Here is a 16,643-nt window from a genome sequence, read left to right on the forward strand (position 1 = left end):
CAACAAGCCTAGTTTACTATGAGTATTAAGCTCTGTCATCTATCCTTCCGACCTAACCCGCCTGTCCGATCCTGTCATCATTGCCCGGGCAATGTCAGACGAACGAAACGGCTTGGCCCTTGGCCGAGGACTCATAGACGGCTTCCAGAATTTCTTGCACGACCAACGCTTGCTTCGCCGTGACGACCGGGTCCGTATCGTTCAGGATCGAATCAATCCAGGCGCGCGCCTCGCGCTCCGCGGAATCGTTCGGAGCCTCGCTGTTCCACTGGTCGCCAAGGACGATCTCCTTCGTGTACAAGTGGCCGTGCTCTTCCCCGTTGATTCGCAAGCCGTTCTTCATGTCGGCTCCCGCCTTGGTTCCGCTCAGCGTAACCTTCGCCTCGTCCACATCCAGCGTATTGAGCGCCCAGCTCGATTCGAGCCAGATCGATGCGCCGTTCTTCATCGTGATCATCGCGAACGCGGAATCCTCGACGGTGAACTTGGCCGGATCCCAGTTGCCCCAAGCGTTGGCCGGACTGCCCTGCTCCGCCAGCTTGCGGTAAGTCGTGCCCAATACATGCTTCGGCTCGTAATTGTCCATCATCCATAGCGCTAGATCGAGCGCATGCGTTCCGATATCGATCAGCGGACCTCCGCCTTGCTTCTCTTTATCCAGGAACACTCCCCAAGTCGGAACGGCGCGACGGCGAACGGCATGGGCTTTGGCCATGTAGATCTCGCCAAGCTGTCCCTGGCGGCACGCTTCCTTCAACCAGCGGCTGTCGGCGCGGAATCGGTTCTGGTACGCGATGCTCAGCTTGCGGCCCGTTCTCTCGGCTGTCTCCAGCATCCGGCGCGCGTCCTCGGACGTCTTGGCCATCGGCTTCTCGCAGAGAACGTGCTTGCCCGCTTCCATCGCCGCGATCGAGATCTCCGCATGCGTATCGTTCGGGGTACACACGTGAACCACTTGGATATCCGGGTCGTTCAGAAGCTCCTGCACGCTGGTATAAACCTTGGCATCGGGAGTGCCGAACTTCTCTTTGGCGTCGGCGGCTCTATCTGCGGATACGTCGAAGAACGCCTTCAACCGAACTTCTGGGATTTTGGCCAGCGATGGAAAATGCTTGCCATATGCGATACCTCCGCAACCGATCATGCCTACATGAACTACGCTCACTTTTTTGTCCTCCTTGCAAGTATGCTTGTTCTCTTCTACAATTCAAGTATAGCAACTTTATGAGGGATTCCCATTGCTTATGATGGGACTGCATTATGCTATTTTGTCATTAGGGAGGGCAACATTCGACATGCAGGCCGTACAGGAAAAGATCAATTACGAGAACCCGCTCCTCTCCATTAAAGTCTGGGAAGCGACCAGGGCTCCGCACGTTCTCTTCGACTGGCATCATCATCCGGAATGCGAGCTGCTGTTGATCCAGAGCGGACGGCTGGACGTCGAGGTTGCCGGCGAGCTTCATCCGCTGACTCCGGGTGACGTCATCGTTCTCGGAAGCTCCCAACTGCATCGGGATCGAAGCCAGGAAGACAAAGCGCAATATATCGTTCTTCAGTTCGATCTCCAGACGTTCTTCGACCAGAGCACGATTCCGTACCTGCAATACTTCAACGAGACCAAGGTTCCGCTCAGCACGATGAATTATATTTTCCGCGAGAACCCTTCCGCCAGGCGGGAGGTCTCCGAATGCATAGAGGAGATTCACCGGGAGACGCTTCGCAAGGACAGCGGCTACGAGCTGGCCGTCAACCTGCTGATCAAGAAAATCCTTCTCGTGCTGATCCGCAGCGATAGTCAAGGGCTGCTCGCCAATCAGGACCGGGTCGAACGGATTCGCCTGAAGCCGGTGCTCGATTACGTGGAAGACAGCATCGGCGATCGCGTCAGCGTGGAGGACGCATGCCGTCTCGCCAATATGAGCTATTATTATTTCGTTAAATTTTTCAAGAAGAACATGGGGTTATCCTTCACGGAGTACGTTAATTTTCGCAAAATAAAACGGGCGGAGCAGCTCCTGTTGACGAGGGACTTAAGCATCAGCGAGGTTGGCGATCTGACCGGCATGCCGAACATGGCTCACTTCTACAAGATGTTCAAGCGCTTTAACCAGTGCTCGCCCAAGGAATTCCAGAAGAAGATGCTCGCTTGGGGTCGCCAATGAGCCGGAAGCGGAAGCAGGAAACATTCGGAACGATATAGAAACAGCTCCTTGGCTGTCTCTATATCGTTTTTTTAATGGAACCGTTCCGTTCTGCTTCTTCTTTCCAATACTGGATTATTTTCATCATTGAGCCCAATGTTGGCTTCTGGGTATATTAATTTAGTCGCCTGCCACGGCAGTCGGCTAAATCGCAAGCTGGAAGTGGGTTTGAAAGTTGACATTAAAGCATGATTCCATACGCCGGGCGCTTACCGCCCTTGCCTGCCTTCTTGTTCTCGCAGGCTGTTTGGTCGTTCCGGGCGCTTCTGTCCCGCCCACCGCGAATGCGGCGGCGAAGACGATCACGATGGGAACCTCGCCGGACTATCCTCCCTATGAGAATGTGGATGCCGCGGCCGGGGGCAAGATCGTCGGTCTGGATATCGATATCGCACAAGCGATCGCGGACAAGCTCGGCTATGAGCTGAAGATCGCTCCTTCCGACTTCGACGGGCTGATCGCCGCGCTTCAATCCAAGCGGGTCGACTTCGTCATGTCGGGCATGTCCGTCACCGAGGAACGGAAGAAGAGCGTCGATTTCTCCGACACGTATTACGTGGCGAGCAACACGATCGTGTCCAGGCAAGACTCCGGGCTCAATACGTTAGAGGATTTGGCCGGCAAGAAAGTCGGCGTTCAGCTCGGTTCCACCCAAGAGAAGGTCGTCTCGGAGATCGAGAATCCGACGGTCTTGAAGCTGAACAAGATTCCCGATCTGATTCAAGCGCTGAAGGCGAATCGAGTCGATGCCGTTATCGTCGAAGACGCCGTTGCCGCCGGGTATGCCCAGTCCAACAACGACCTGAACATCGCCATGATTCCTGCGGGAGACAGCGGCGAAGGGTACGCGATCGCCTTCCCCAAAGGGTCCGAACTGAGCGCGCCGTTTAACGAAGCCCTGCAGGAGATGAAGAACGACGGTTCTCTCCGGCAGATGATCGACAAGTGGTTCGGCACGAAGTCCACCGTCGGTAGCAAAGTCGGCGGCGGCTGGCTGCATTTCGACCGGATCGGGAGCTACATGGGCTATCTGCTCCGGGGCATCTACGTCACGCTGCTATTCACGCTAGTCTCCGCGGCGTTCGGCTTCGTCTGGGGCGGCATCCTGTCCTTGTTCAAGCTATCCAAGGTTGCCGTGCTCCGAGGCTTCTCGACCGTCTATACGTCGGTGTTCCGCGGAACGCCTCTTCTGCTGCAGCTGGCATTGATCTATTATGCCATTCCGCAGCTGACGGGCTACAACATTCCGGCGCTTCTTGCCGCCGGCTTGGCCTTCGGCTTGAATTCCGCCGCTTACTTGTCCGAGACGATCCGCGGCGGCATCATGGCCGTCGACAAGGGACAGCGAGAAGCGGCCTTGTCGCTCGGCATCCCCTATCGGACGATGATGTTCAGCATCATCATGCCGCAAGCGGTCAAGAACATCCTGCCCGCGCTCGTCAACGAGTGCGTCGCTCTCGTGAAGGAATCCTCCCTCGTATCGGTCATCGGCGTGGCGGACCTGATGAGAAGAGCGAACGTCGTGCAGGCGAATACGTTCTTGGCGTTCGAGCCGCTGCTCGTCGTCGGAGCCATCTACTACGTGCTGGTGCTCGCGCTCACTTCGGTCGCCAGACTGCTTGAAAGGAGAATGCGCCGCAGTGATTAAAGTAGAGAATCTAACCAAGTCTTTCGGCAAGCTGGACGTGTTGAACGGGATCTCGACGTCCGTCGAACGCGGGGAGGTCGTGGCCATTATCGGACCTTCCGGTTCCGGGAAATCCACTTTCTTGCGATGCCTGAACCTGCTCGAGGTGCCGACCGGCGGAACGATCGTCGTGGACGGCGCCGAGCTGACCGACCCGAAGACCGATATCACCCGCATTCGGCAGCGGATCGGCATGGTGTTCCAGCATTTTCACCTGTTCCCCCATTTGACGGTTATGGACAATCTGATCTTCGCTCCCACCAGAGTGAAAGGCATGGATAAATCGGCGGCCAGAGCCAAAGGCTTGTCTCTGCTGGAGCGAGTCGGTCTGGCCGACAAAGCCGACGTGTACCCTTCGAAGCTGTCGGGCGGCCAGAAGCAGCGCGTGGCGATCGCGCGATGCCTCATGATGGATCCCGACGTTATCCTATTCGACGAGCCGACCTCGGCGCTGGATCCGGAGATGGTCAAGGAGGTTCTGGCGGTTATTCGCGGCCTTGCCCATTCCGGCTTGACGATGCTGATCGTCACCCATGAGATGAAGTTCGCCCGCGAAGCCGCCGATACGATCTACTTCCTGGACGCCGGCCGGCTGCTCGAGCGCTCGTCGCCGGAGCAATTTTTCGCGAATCCGCAGACGGAACGCGCCCGTCGCTTCCTGGAGCAAGTGCTTTAGCAACAACACAAACGGTATAAGATACAAAAGCGCGGGAAGGGGTAACCTCTGGGTTAACCGCCTTCCCTCGCTTTTTCGATGCTGTATTCTCACTAGCCATGCACAGCTTTATTCCGCATCGTAGAAGCCGGCTCCGTTCGCGCGATGCTTCTGCTTTCTCCCCGATTCGGAGTCTCGGGAGCCGCCTTTCTTCTTCAGACGGTTGGCGGCGAATTGCTCCTTGCGGGCGATGCGGGCGATCTCGCGCTCCGTCTTCCGGTAGTTCGCATATCGGCTGGCGTCCAGCGAACCGTCCTCCAAGGCGGCCCGAACGGCGCAGCCGCTCTCCTTCTCATGCTGGCAATCGCGGAATCGGCAGCTCGCCGCCAGCTCCTCGACGTCCGTGAACGTTGCTTGCCAGCCGTGCTGCGAATCCCACATCTGCAGCTCCCTCATGCCGGGCGTATCAAGCCAGATCGCGCCTTCCGGCAATCGGAACAGTTCGCGGTGAGTCGTCGTATGGCGGCCTCGCGCGTCATCCTCGCGGATTCGCTGGACCTCCTGCAGATCGTCCCCCGCCAGCCAGTTCAGCAGAGAAGACTTGCCGACACCCGAGGAGCCTACGGCCGCAACGGTATGTCCCGGCTTTAAATACGGAGCGAGTCCCTTTCGGCCCTGATCCGTTATCGCGCTGACGGCAAAGACCGGAACCCCCGGCGCGATCCGTTCGGCTTCCGAGAGGTAAGGCGTCGGGTCGTCGCATAAATCCGACTTGGTGAACAGAACAACCGGCTGGCTCCCGCTGTCCCTTACCGCGATCAAGTACCGTTCCAAGCGCCTCGCGTTCCAATCCTGATTTAGGGATTGGACGATAAACACGGTATCGAGATTCGTGCCGACGACCTGTTCATCCAGCGTACTTCCCGCCGTCTTGCGAATCATCGCGGAGCGGCGTTTCAAGACGGCATGGATGATAGCCCTTCCTTCGCCTTCCAGAGGCTCGATCGCCACCCAGTCGCCTACTGCGGGATAATCTCCCGGCGACACCGCCGCGAATTCAAACCTCCCGGATACTTCCGCCGACAGCTCCCCGGATTCCGAGACGATCTGATAGATTCTCGAGTATTGAGCCGTAACCCTGGCGGGCTCTACCTTTTTGCTTCCCGCTGTGGCAAGCTGCTCGAATTGGTCTTGCCAAGCTTCATTCCACCCCCAGCTTACGAGGTTGGTATCCTTCTTCTTTTCGTTCATCCGATTGCTCCTTTAAGGTTCATTTGTCATTTGATTTGTTCTTGTTCATTTGATTTCATCTTGTTCATTTGATTTGTTCATTTGCTTCGTCCATTAGGCCAGCCGCATGGGCACGCCAAACGCAAAATAGGCCGCGGGAAACCCCGCGGCCGCAAGAAAAAAACCGCAAGAAACCCGTAGGTCTCTTGCGGCTCCCGAACAAACCAACCTTACCGGTTAGCTTGCTCTCCCCTCGCATTCCGTAGAGACCGATGCATATGCTGCTGTTCCCATGACCTTCTTCGTCGCATTCCGCATATTCATCAGCCTCCTTGTCAGATAGTTGTTGTCATTATAGAAATTTCTTGCAGCGTTTGTCAAGACCAAGATCTCCGAAAAAGCAAAAAGCTTATCCGGTTACTTGCCGGATAAGCTTGCTTTGCGGTTGACGATCAGTTTGTAGCCGACGCCGCGGATCGATTCGATCTGAACGGTCTGCTGGTTGAGCTCGAGCTTCTTGCGAAGCGAGCTGACGTGTACGTCCACGGTCCGCTGGCCGCCGATGTAGTCGAAGCCCCAGACGACGTTCATCAGGTCGTCCCGCGTAATGACGATGCCGGGACGCTCCGCCAGGTACAGCAGAACCTCGAATTCCTTGGGCCGAAGCGAGATCCACTGACCGTTCAGCAGAACCTCGTATTTATCCGGGTAGATCTGCAGATCGCCAAGCGCCAGAACCTTGTCTCCGCTTGTCCCGCGGGGCGTCTCCGCTTCGCCGTCGTTGCGGGAGCGCCTGAGAACCGCCGAGGTTCTCGCGAGCAGCTCCGCGACTCCGAACGGCTTGGTAATATAGTCGTCCGCTCCGAGCTTTAATCCTTGCACGACCTCTTCTTCCGCGTTGCGGGCCGTCAGGATGATAACGGGAGTCTTGATGCCGTTCTGTCTCAGCTTCTGAAGAACTTCGAATCCGTTCATCCCCGGAAGCATCAGATCGAGGAAAATAATCGCGTAATCCTCGTGAATGGCATTGTGAAGGCCTTCCGCGCCGTTGCCGACGACTTCCGTCTCATAGCCTTCGAGGGAGAGGTTATAAGTTACGAGTCGCGCGATGGTCGGCTCATCTTCAATGATTAGCACTTTGTCCGACATGGGTACCTCCGCTCCGGCTGCTGCAGCCGCATTGTGCTCGTGCTCTCTATGACAATATATCATGCCACTGTTAATCATAAGTTAACCTTTTGTTAACTGTGCGTAAAATAGCGGCATTGATGACATTCGCATTAGAGACGGAAACGGCAGCCCTAAGGCTGAAGCAGCGGCAGCTCCAGAATGAATTGGGATCCGACTCCGACCGTGCTCTCTACCCGAATCGTGCCATGATGAAGCTCCGCCAGATGCTTCACGATCGACAGGCCGAGCCCCGTCCCTCCCGAACTTCTGGAACGAGCCTTGTCCACCCGATAGAACCTCTCGAAGATGCGCGGCAGGTCCTTCTTGGGAATGCCGATCCCGGTATCCGATACCGTGATTCGCACCCGGTCTTCCAAGCCTTCCGAATCCTTGCCTTCGACGAACTCGGCTTTGACCTTCACCTTGCCCCCTTCGGGGGTATAGTTGATCCCGTTCTGCAGCAGGTTCAGCAGGATCTGGCCCAGACGATCCTCGTCGGCTTCGATGAACAATTCTTCTTCCGCCTGAAGCTCCAGATCGATGCTTTTCTTGGAGGCTTCCGTGGACATGAATTCCGTGATTCGCTCCAGGAACGCATACAGATCCACGGGAGAGAACTGAAGCGGAGAACGCCGGGATTCGATCTTGGACAGCTCCAGAATATCGCCGATCAGCCGGTTCAGCCGGTCGCTCTCGTCATGAATGATCTTGAGGAACGATTGGGCCGTCTCCTTGTCCTCCATCGCTCCGTTCATGAGCGTCTCCGCGAAGCCCTTGACGGCCGCCACCGGGGTCTTCAATTCATGGGACACGTTGGCGACGAACTCGCTGCGCATCCGCTCCAACCGCCGAATGGCGGTAACGTCCTGCAGGACAAGCAGCAGCCCTTGCTCTTCCTCTTCACTCATGCGCATCGGAATGGCATTCAGCTCCAACAGCTTCTCCTCCGGGTAATACACCGTCAGCTCCTCATGAATCGGTTCATGAACCTGAAGCGCTTCGCGAATAAGCTGCACTAGCTCGTACTGCTGCTTGATCTCGCCGAAGCTGCGCCCCGTCCGTTCCCTCGCGGTACTTCCGAGCAGCTGTTCCGCCCCGCGGTTGTAGAGACGGATCCGACCGTCCGCTCCGATCATGATGACGCCGCTCGTCATATTGTCCAGAACGGATTGAAGCCGCACTTCGTTCTGCCGGATCTCGTTCACTTGCTGCTGAAGGCTGTTCGCCATCGCGTTAAGAGCCCGAGCCAGTTCGCTGACCTCGTCCTTGCCGCCGTCCGGAATCCGCAGCTTGTAATCCATATCCGCCATCCGCTTGGCTGCGCCCGTCATTTTCTCCAATGGACGCGTGACACTGAGCGCAATCCGATAGCTGATCGCCGTCGCCGCGAGGAAGAGAATGAGCAGCCCTACGACAAGCGCTAGCCACATGTTCCCTAGCGATCTCTCGACATCCTTCAGGCTGACCGCCAAGCGAACGATGCCTTCCGGCTCCCCGTCAGCCGGAACCTTCATCGCGACGTACAGCATGTTCTGATTCAGGGTCGAGCTGTGGCGAACGCTGCTTCCGAAGCCCGAAGCCAGCGCTTCCTTCACTTCCTCGCGATTCGCATGGTTCTCCATCGTCCCGGGGTCATGATCGGAATCGCCGAGCACGACGCCGTCCGGACGGATATAAGTAATGCGCATGTCGGCGATATCTTTATAATGCTTCGCCGCCTCTTGAAGATAAGCAGTCTGCTGCTCCTGCGTCTGGCCGGCAGGCCAAGGAACGGCTTCGTTCAGCACGCGAATCTCCGACAGCATGTGATCCTCAAGCGAGCTCAGGTGATTCTTCTTGTAGGAATGACTCATGAGAACCCCCGCGGCCAGCACGGTAAGTCCGATCAACAGCATAAACAACGCCGTCAGTTTAAATCGAAATTTATGCATGCGCGAATGAGCTCCTCAGCATCGGAACGGATGGGCTTGCACCATTGCCATTTTTACGCGAACACGGGATCTTTGAATTGAGTCAGCTTCTCCTTGGAATCCCGCTCGACTTCGGCATGCAGGCTGTTGCCGTGGGAATCCATCGTGACGACGGCCGCGAAGCCTTCGACCTGAAGATGCCACATCGCCTCCGGAATGCCGAACTCCAGCAGGTCCACGCCATTTACCTTCTTGACGCATTCCGCATAGTATTGAGCGGCCCCGCCGACGGCGTTCAGATAGACGCCGCCATGCTCCTTGAGCGCGGCCAGCGTCTTCGGACCCATGCCGCCCTTGCCGATAACGGCGCGAATGCCGAACTTCTTCATGATCTCGCCTTGGTAAGGCTCCTCGCGAATGCTTGTCGTCGGACCGAACGCCTTGACGTGCCAGCCCTCTTCATCCTTCAGCATAACCGGACCGCAGTGGTAGATAACCCCGCCATTCAGGTCGATCGGCGCGTCATGGTCCATCAAGTGCTTGTGCAGCGCGTCGCGGCCCGTATGCATCTCGCCGTTCAGGATAACCACGTCGCCAACGCGCAGCGAACGGATCTGCTCCTCGGTCACCGGAGCCGTCAGAACGACCTCGCGGCGTCCTTCTCCGATCGCTTTCTCCGCGGCGGCCGAAGCGGTCTCTTCGAAAGCGTTCATCGGATGGTTCGAGCCGCTCTCGTAGATCCATTCCTTGATCTCGTGGCTGGAGCCGTCCAGCAGTACGCCTTGGCGGCGATAAGCCCAGCAGTTGTAGGCGACCGAGACGAAGAAGCTTGCCGGCAGGCGGTTCATGACGCCGACTTTGCATCCGAGCAGCGTGACGTTGCCGCCGAAGCCCATCGTGCCGATGCCGAGCTTATTCGCGTTCTCAAGCACGTAATCCTCCAGCTTGGCCAATTCCGGAATCGGATTCACGTCTTCGACATGGCGGAACAGCTGCTGCTTCGCCAACTCATAACCGCTCGTGCGGTCGCCGCCGATGCCGACGCCGATGAAGCCCGCGCTGCAGCCTTGGCCTTGCGCCTGGTAGACCGCGTGCATGATGCACTTGCGGATGCCGTCCAGGTCGCGTCCGGCCTTGCCGAGTCCTTCGATCTCCATCGGAAGGCTGTATTGAATGTTCTTGTTCTCGCAGCCGCCGCCTTTCAGAATAAGGCGAACGTCGACCTCGTCCTTCTCCCATTGCTCGAAGTGAATAACGGGGGTTCCCGGTCCGAGATTGTCCCCGGTATTCGCTCCGGTCAAGGAATCGACGGAGTTGGTGCGCAGCTTGCCGTCCTTGGTCGCGCGGGCAACCGCCTGCTGAATCTCTCTTCTCATAATGATTTGATTAGCGCCGACGGGCGTATGAACGATAAAAGTAGGCATGCCCGTATCCTGGCAGATCGGAGAAACGTTGCACTCCGCCATCTCGATATTTTGGACGATCGTTGACAAGGACAGACCCGCGCGAGTAGCGCTGTCTTCCGCCGCCTTGGCAGCGGCGATCGTTCTGCGCACGTCCGCCGGAAGATTGGTAGAAGTCTCCACGACCAGCTTATAAATGCTCTCTTCAAAGTTAGACATAATAGCACGAAGCTCCTCTCGTTTCGCATATCCTCAACTTCTATATAATAGCATACGCTTTTCCATTCATCGATGCATAAAGGGAGCTAAATCCTTCACGGAATGAGAACAATTCGTCCGCTAACCATTCCTATAGAGAATTGCCCGCAATGACCTGTTTGGAAAAAAACGGCCGGCGTTCTTTCCACATTCCTCGATAGTGAGCCAATCCGATATGGTATAATCTCTTATAATTTCCTATCGACGGTCATTGAGAAAGGGGCTCCCATGTCCAGTCCATTCCTCGCTTATCTTTACCGGCTTCAGTATATCGAACGTTGGAGCCTGATGCGCAAGACATCCGGAGAGAACGTCGCGGAGCACTCCTACCACGCGGCTCTTATCGCCCACTTGCTCGGCAGCATCTCCAAGCATGTGTTCGGGAAGGACGTGAACCCGGATGAAGCCGCATCCTATGCGTTATTCCATGATACCGCGGAAGTGTTTACGGGAGATATTCCGACTCCGGTCAAGCATCACAATCCGGACATTCTCGCGAACTTCCGGCAGATCGAAGCGATCGCGGCCGATCGTCTCCTGGCCACCGTGCCGAAGGAGCTTCAAGAGGTCTATCACCCCCTGCTCCACAGGGGCCCCGAATCGCCCGAGCTGGCCAAGCTGGTCAAAGCGGCCGACGTGCTCGACGCTTATCTTAAGTGCGTCAGCGAGATGTCCGCGGGCAACCGCGAGTTCGCGACGGCCCGCCGACAGATGGAAGCAAGGCTGCGGGACATGAATCTGCCCGAAGTCGAATGGTTCCTCGACCGCCTCGCCTCCAGCTTCGAGAGAACGTTGGACGAGTTGGCGGAGGACGAGGCCTGACCTTGACCTTAGCCCACGACCGCATGACCTTGACTGCTTGACCTTGACCGCTTGACCTTGACTGCTTGACCTTGACCGCATGACCTTGACTGCTTGACCTTGACCGCTTGACCTTGACTGCTTGACCTCTACCCCCGCCCGATGACCGCTTGGGTGTGCGGGTGTGTGGGTGTGTGACTTCAATCTATATGAAAATGCGAATACAATTTCCCGTCTTTTGGTCGTTCCGGAGAATATATTCGAAAAATCATATATAATCGATGGTGTAGGGATATTTATGAGAGAATCTATATGATTTTTCATATATATCTGTCGATTTTGCTTGATTATGCAAATTTATATTCGAAAATTCATATATATGGCAAACGCGGGCGCGCATGTCAACGACAAAGGAGGCGCAGGGGTCCCCCCCTGCGCCTCCTTTGTTTTCTCGTTCCGCTAAAGCAAGTACTCTTTTACGCATACCACGGATCTTGCATCAACCAGATAATGACCAGAAACAGAATGAACGCGATCGCGCTGAACGTGCGGGCTTTGGACACGTTGCCGGAGATATCCTGATTGCCGGCGGCAGCCGCGCGAATCCGCTTCAACGGTCCTTGAACCATGCCGGCCATCGCTCCGATGGCGACGAACAGTACGATGATGACGATCATCCATGCGGTCTTATAGTCAGCCTGGGAGATCAGATAGCCTCCCGTCAGCAATTGCAGCACCAGCGAGAATTGGCCGACGCGGCCAGCCGTCAGAAGTCCGCTCGCAAGGCCTTCCTGGGCCGGAGTCGAGAGCTGCTTGAACTTGCCTACCAGGAAGGGCAGAATCGCATAAATCCCCATCCCGACGGCGCCGACGACGTGCAGAAACAACATAACCGTATTCATGATCACTAGTCCCCTTTGGCAGAATATACAACATTCCAAGTCCAGTATACACAATTCTCGCGGCAAACAAAACAAAACGCTTCCAACGATTCGCCGACTTCTGAACAAACGGTGACAAATCGCATATTAAAGCCCTCGCATTCGGCCGAATCGCCTGAATGCGAGGGCTGCTAAGTTCCGCGGGAATAAGCTCAGCCGTTCTCGACGACTTGGATAACGCTTCGGACAGAATTCGCGGATCTGTCCAGCGCCGCCTTCTCTTCCGCCGTCAGCTCCAGCTCGAAGATCTTCTCGATGCCGTCCCCGCCGAGAACCGCCAAGACGCCGATGAACAGGTTGCTGTAGCCATACTCGCCTTCCAGCAGAGCGATAACCGGAAGGATCCGCTTCTTGTCCTTAAGGACGGCTTCGGTCATCTGAACAAGAGAAGCAGCAGGAGCATAATACGCGCTGCCGTTGCCGAGCAGGTTCACGATCTCTCCGCCGCCGACGCGGGTGCGCGCGACGATGGCGTCTATCTGCTCCTTGGGGAGCAGCTTCTCGACCGGCATGCCCCCGATCGTCGTATAACGGACGAGCGGAACCATGTCGTCCCCATGGCCTCCGAGCACGACGCCGCGAACGTCTTCGACCGATACGTTAAGAGCTTCCGCCAGAAACGTGTTGTAGCGGGCCGTATCCAAGACGCCGGATTGGCCGATGACGCGATTCTTCGGGAAGCCAAGGGTCTTGTAGGCCACGTAAGTCATCGCGTCGACCGGGTTCGAGAGGATGATGACGTAGGCGTTCGGGCTCGTAGCCTTCACGTTCTCGCATACGGCCTTCATGATGCCGGCATTCGTGTTTACGAGGTCGTCCCGGCTCATCCCCGGCTTGCGGGCGATCCCCGCCGTGATGATCACGACGTCGGAACCGGCCGAATCGGCATAATCGGCCGTCCCCGTAATGCGCGAATCGATCCCTTGCACCGGAGTCGATTCCAGCATGTCCAGCGCCTTGCCCTTCGTTGGATTCTCCAGCTGAGGAATATCCAACAGAACGACGTCCCCCAGCTCCTTCTGAGCCAGCATAAGCGCCGTCGTCGCTCCCGTGAACCCCGCCCCGATTACCGTTATTTTCGCTCGTTTGATCGCCATGTCAAGAACTCCCTCCTGATTCGCTTATTTAGGTAATAAAAAAACATGCCAAACTCTCTTCTCCAATCCTATTGTTCCCTGCGCTTCTGTCTCCCAGACGTTATTCGTTCGGGTGTCCAGAGGTACAGGTTTCCGTCAGGAAACCATCTTCGGGAGCATGAACCCAGCCCTCGGAGTCCCCCTTGGAAGGGGGAGTGAGGGGGTTCGGAATTGAAATGAGCTGTTTGGCATGAATTTATTTAATACGGTTTATAGGGAATCGTAGGGGACCGCCCTTACATGTTCTTGATGATTTGGTCCGCGAACTCCGAGCACTTCACTTCCGTAGCGCCCTCCATCAGACGAGCGAAGTCATACGTGACGACCTTCTCGTTAATGGAATCTTCAAGGCCCTTGTAGATGAGGTCAGCCGCTTCTTGCCAGCCGAGGTGCTCGAAGAGCATAACGCCGGACAGGATAACGGAACCCGGGTTAACAACGTCCTTGTCCGCATACTTCGGAGCCGTGCCGTGAGTCGCTTCGAAGATCGCGTGGCCCGTCAGGTAGTTGATGTTCGCTCCCGGAGCGATACCGATGCCGCCTACTTGCGCAGCCAGCGCGTCGGACAGGTAGTCGCCGTTCAGGTTCAACGTCGCGATAACGTCGAAGTCCGTCGGACGAGTCAGAACTTGCTGAAGCGCGATGTCGGCGATAGCATCCTTTACGAGGATCTTGCCTTCGGCAAGAGCAGCCTTCTGCGCCGCGTTAGCCGCTTCTTCGCCTTGCTCGGCCTTGATCTTGTCGTATTGGCCCCACGTGAAGGTTTGGCCGGCGAATTCGGTTTCCGCTACTTCGTAGCCCCAGTTCTTGAACGCGCCTTCCGTGAACTTCATGATATTGCCCTTGTGAACGAGGGTAACGGACTTGCGCTTGTGCTTGATCGCGTATTCGATCGCCGCGCGAACGAGACGCTTCGAGCCGTCGGACGATACCGGCTTGATGCCGATGCCGGACGTTTCAGGGAAGCGGATCTTGTTAACGCCCATTTCCTTCTGCAGGAACTCGATTACCTTCTTGGCGTCAGCCGTCTCTGCTTGATACTCGATACCGGCATAGATGTCCTCCGTGTTCTCGCGGAAGATAACCATGTCAACGAGCTCAGGACGCTTAACCGGGGATGGAACGCCGTTGAAGTAACGAACCGGACGCAAGCAAACGTACAGGTCCAGCTCTTGGCGAAGAGCAACGTTCAGGGAACGGATGCCGCCGCCGATCGGAGTGGTCAGAGGACCCTTGATCGCGATGATGTATTCGCGGATAGCCGTCAGCGTGTCAGCCGGCAGCCACTCGCCGTAAGTATTGAATGCTTTCTCGCCTGCGAACACTTCGTACCAAGCGATCTTCTTCTCGCCCTTGTAGGCTTTCTCTACGGCTGCGTCCAGAACGCGCTGGGAAGCGCGCCAGATGTCGCGGCCCGTGCCGTCGCCTTCGATGAACGGAATGATTGGGTTGTTAGGTACGTTCAGAACGCCGTTCTGTACGGTAATGGCTTCGCCGGAAGTCGGCGCCGCGAATTTCTCGAGTTGTGCCATGAATGATTCTCCTCCTAAATATCGTCTATGTGTATTTTACCGCAAGAAACCGGCGCTCGTCCTCCCCCGCCCACAGATGCGGGGAAGAGGACGGACCGCCGGCAAATAACCGACTCGTTCTTATGCGCGATCTTCGATCGCCGCGTAGCTCTGGCCGACCGGACCGACGTACTCGGCGCGAGGGCGGATCAAGCGGTTATCCTCGTATTGCTCGAGGATGTGAGCCGTCCAGCCGGAGACGCGGCTGATCGCGAAGAGCGGAGTGAACAGGTCGCGCGGGATACCCAGCATAGTGTAGCAAGAAGCGGAATAGAAGTCGACATTCGGACGAAGGCCCTTCTGTCCGACAACCATCGATTCGATCTTGACGGACATCTCGTACAGCCTCATGTCGCCCTTCAGCTCGCCGAGAGACTTCGACATCGCTTGAAGATGCTTCGCGCGAGGGTCGCCGTTCTTGTAAACGCGGTGGCCGAAGCCCATGATCTTCTCTTTCTTGTCGAACTTGGCTTGCACGTAAGGCTCGACGTTCTCGAGGGTAGCGATCTCGTCAAGCATGACCATGACCGCTTCGTTGGCGCCGCCGTGCAGAGGGCCCTTAAGGGCTCCGATAGCGGAGGTTACGCCGGAATAGATATCGGACAGAGTGCCCACCGTGACGCGAGCGGCGAACGTGGAAGCGTTCAGCTCATGGTCGGCGTGCAGGACAAGAGCCTTGTCCAAAGCTTCTACCGCGATGGCTGCAGGCTCTTCGCCCGACAGCATGTAGAGGAAGTTGTAAGCGACGCTTGCGCCCTTCTTCGGAGCGATAGGCTCTTTGCCTTCGCGGATGCGGGCGAATGCGGCTACGACCGCAGGAAGCTGAGCTTGAAGCTTAACGGCCTTGCGGAAGTTAGCCTCGCGGCTCATGTCTTGAGCCTCGTCGTCGTACAGTGCCAAGCTGGAGATCGCCGTGCGGAGAGCCGCCATCGAGTTGCTGCCGGAAGGATACAAACGAAGGCCGGCGATAACCGCTTCCGGAACCTGCGCGTATTCATCCAGTTGAGCCTTGAGCGAAGCAAGCTCGGACGAATTCGGCAGCTTGCCGTGCCAGAGCAGATAAGCCACTTCTTCGAAAGTCGCTTTCTCTGCTAGTTCGTCAATGTTATAGCCGCGGTACGTGAGCACGCCGTCGATGATAGAGCTGATCGATGACGTCGCAGCTACGATGCCTTCCAGGCCTTTTGTTGCTGTCATGGATATCTCTCCTTTGTTCGTAATGGTTAAGAAATCACTCAAAAAAAGCGTAATCCGCTGGAATGATCGCAATATTCCCGACTTCGTCAAACTTTAGAGCTGTTTTTGCCTATTTTTAAGCTGAAATCGAAAAATGTTACGAATTCAAGTCATAATCAATGATAAACGATTTCAACTTCGATTGGAACAAAACGAGACATAAAAATGCTTTATCGAAGGTATAAGAATAAGCTCTCATTTTCGATTTTTGATATGTAATTTGACAAACATACGTCATTATTTACTAGCGCACTCGTTTTAATTCATAACATGCCGAACATCTTTAACACTCCGATGTGGTCAATATGTGGTCAAACGTGGTCGCATAAAAATAAGCCCCAGGAATTAACTGGGGCTTTCTGATTTCAACCTTATTTGAATGACAACCCATCTTTGAAACCTTCACGGTAAGCGATCTCTACCACGGCATATCTTTTAATG

General features: G+C 56.1%; 13 protein-coding genes. 4 read left to right on the top strand and 9 right to left on the bottom strand.

Going from position 1 to position 16,643, the window contains the following annotated elements; genetic code table 11:
• Positions 1-94: 94 nt before the first annotated feature.
• Complete coding sequence (locus ELR57_RS24510) at positions 95-1,144, bottom strand: Gfo/Idh/MocA family protein (protein WP_126961996.1); 1,050 nt, start codon at positions 1,142-1,144, stop codon at positions 95-97.
• A 151-nt stretch (positions 1,145-1,295) separates the two neighbouring features.
• Between ELR57_RS24510 and ELR57_RS24515 the strand changes: the two genes are divergently transcribed.
• The 3 genes from ELR57_RS24515 to ELR57_RS24525 all read left to right on the top strand — a co-directional run bounded on the left by ELR57_RS24515 (position 1,296) and on the right by ELR57_RS24525 (position 4,567).
• Positions 1,296-2,165: an AraC family transcriptional regulator gene (locus tag ELR57_RS24515; RefSeq protein WP_126961967.1), complete on the top strand. Its 870-nt coding sequence runs from the start codon at positions 1,296-1,298 to the stop codon at positions 2,163-2,165.
• A 214-nt stretch (positions 2,166-2,379) separates the two neighbouring features.
• On the top strand, positions 2,380-3,852 hold the full coding sequence (locus ELR57_RS24520) for an ABC transporter permease subunit (RefSeq protein WP_238162677.1): 1,473 nt from the start codon (positions 2,380-2,382) through the stop codon (positions 3,850-3,852).
• Positions 3,845-4,567 (top strand): amino acid ABC transporter ATP-binding protein, encoded by a 723-nt coding sequence (locus ELR57_RS24525; RefSeq protein WP_126961969.1) that lies wholly within the window; start codon positions 3,845-3,847, stop codon positions 4,565-4,567. Before ELR57_RS24520 ends, ELR57_RS24525 begins: the two co-directional genes overlap by 8 nt.
• 108 nt (positions 4,568-4,675) lie before the next feature.
• On the opposite strand, the gene rsgA is transcribed toward ELR57_RS24525, so the two are convergent.
• From rsgA to ELR57_RS24545, 4 genes are all read right to left on the bottom strand, one after another.
• Complete coding sequence (rsgA, locus tag ELR57_RS24530) at positions 4,676-5,797, bottom strand: ribosome small subunit-dependent GTPase A (protein ID WP_126961971.1); 1,122 nt, start codon at positions 5,795-5,797, stop codon at positions 4,676-4,678.
• Positions 5,798-6,193: 396 nt separating this feature from the next.
• Entirely contained in the window at positions 6,194-6,925 is a 732-nt protein-coding gene (locus ELR57_RS24535; protein WP_126961973.1) for a response regulator transcription factor, read from the bottom strand.
• A 152-nt stretch (positions 6,926-7,077) separates the two neighbouring features.
• Positions 7,078-8,877 (bottom strand): two-component system histidine kinase PnpS, encoded by a 1,800-nt coding sequence (pnpS, locus tag ELR57_RS24540; RefSeq protein WP_126961975.1) that lies wholly within the window; start codon positions 8,875-8,877, stop codon positions 7,078-7,080.
• 53 nt (positions 8,878-8,930) lie between these two features.
• The gene (locus ELR57_RS24545) at positions 8,931-10,478 is read right to left on the bottom strand and encodes a fumarate hydratase (protein WP_126961977.1); all 1,548 of its coding nucleotides are present in this window, start codon (positions 10,476-10,478) and stop codon (positions 8,931-8,933) included.
• A gap of 267 nt (positions 10,479-10,745) precedes the next feature.
• On the opposite strand from ELR57_RS24545, the gene yfbR reads away from it, so the two are divergent.
• Positions 10,746-11,339, top strand: a complete 594-nt coding sequence (gene yfbR / locus ELR57_RS24550) for a 5'-deoxynucleotidase (protein WP_126961979.1) — start codon at positions 10,746-10,748, stop codon at positions 11,337-11,339.
• A gap of 455 nt (positions 11,340-11,794) precedes the next feature.
• Here the strand turns inward: yfbR and ELR57_RS24555 are convergent, their stop codons facing one another.
• From ELR57_RS24555 to citZ, 4 genes are all read right to left on the bottom strand, one after another.
• Positions 11,795-12,220, bottom strand: a complete 426-nt coding sequence (locus ELR57_RS24555) for a hypothetical protein (RefSeq protein ID WP_126961981.1) — start codon at positions 12,218-12,220, stop codon at positions 11,795-11,797.
• 191 nt (positions 12,221-12,411) lie between these two features.
• Positions 12,412-13,356, bottom strand: coding sequence for a malate dehydrogenase (gene mdh / locus ELR57_RS24560; RefSeq protein ID WP_126961982.1), 945 nt, complete (start codon positions 13,354-13,356; stop codon positions 12,412-12,414).
• Positions 13,357-13,631: 275 nt separating this feature from the next.
• The gene (icd, locus tag ELR57_RS24565) at positions 13,632-14,927 is read right to left on the bottom strand and encodes an NADP-dependent isocitrate dehydrogenase (RefSeq protein WP_126961984.1); all 1,296 of its coding nucleotides are present in this window, start codon (positions 14,925-14,927) and stop codon (positions 13,632-13,634) included.
• A 120-nt stretch (positions 14,928-15,047) separates the two neighbouring features.
• A complete protein-coding gene (gene citZ, locus ELR57_RS24570) occupies positions 15,048-16,163 on the bottom strand; it encodes a citrate synthase (protein ID WP_126961986.1) in 1,116 nt (371 codons plus the stop codon).
• Between the last annotated feature and the right edge of the window lie 480 nt (positions 16,164-16,643).

Origin of the sequence: Cohnella sp. AR92, from assembly GCF_003990975.1 — a bacterium.
Classification (GTDB): Bacteria; Bacillota; Bacilli; order Paenibacillales; family Paenibacillaceae; genus Cohnella.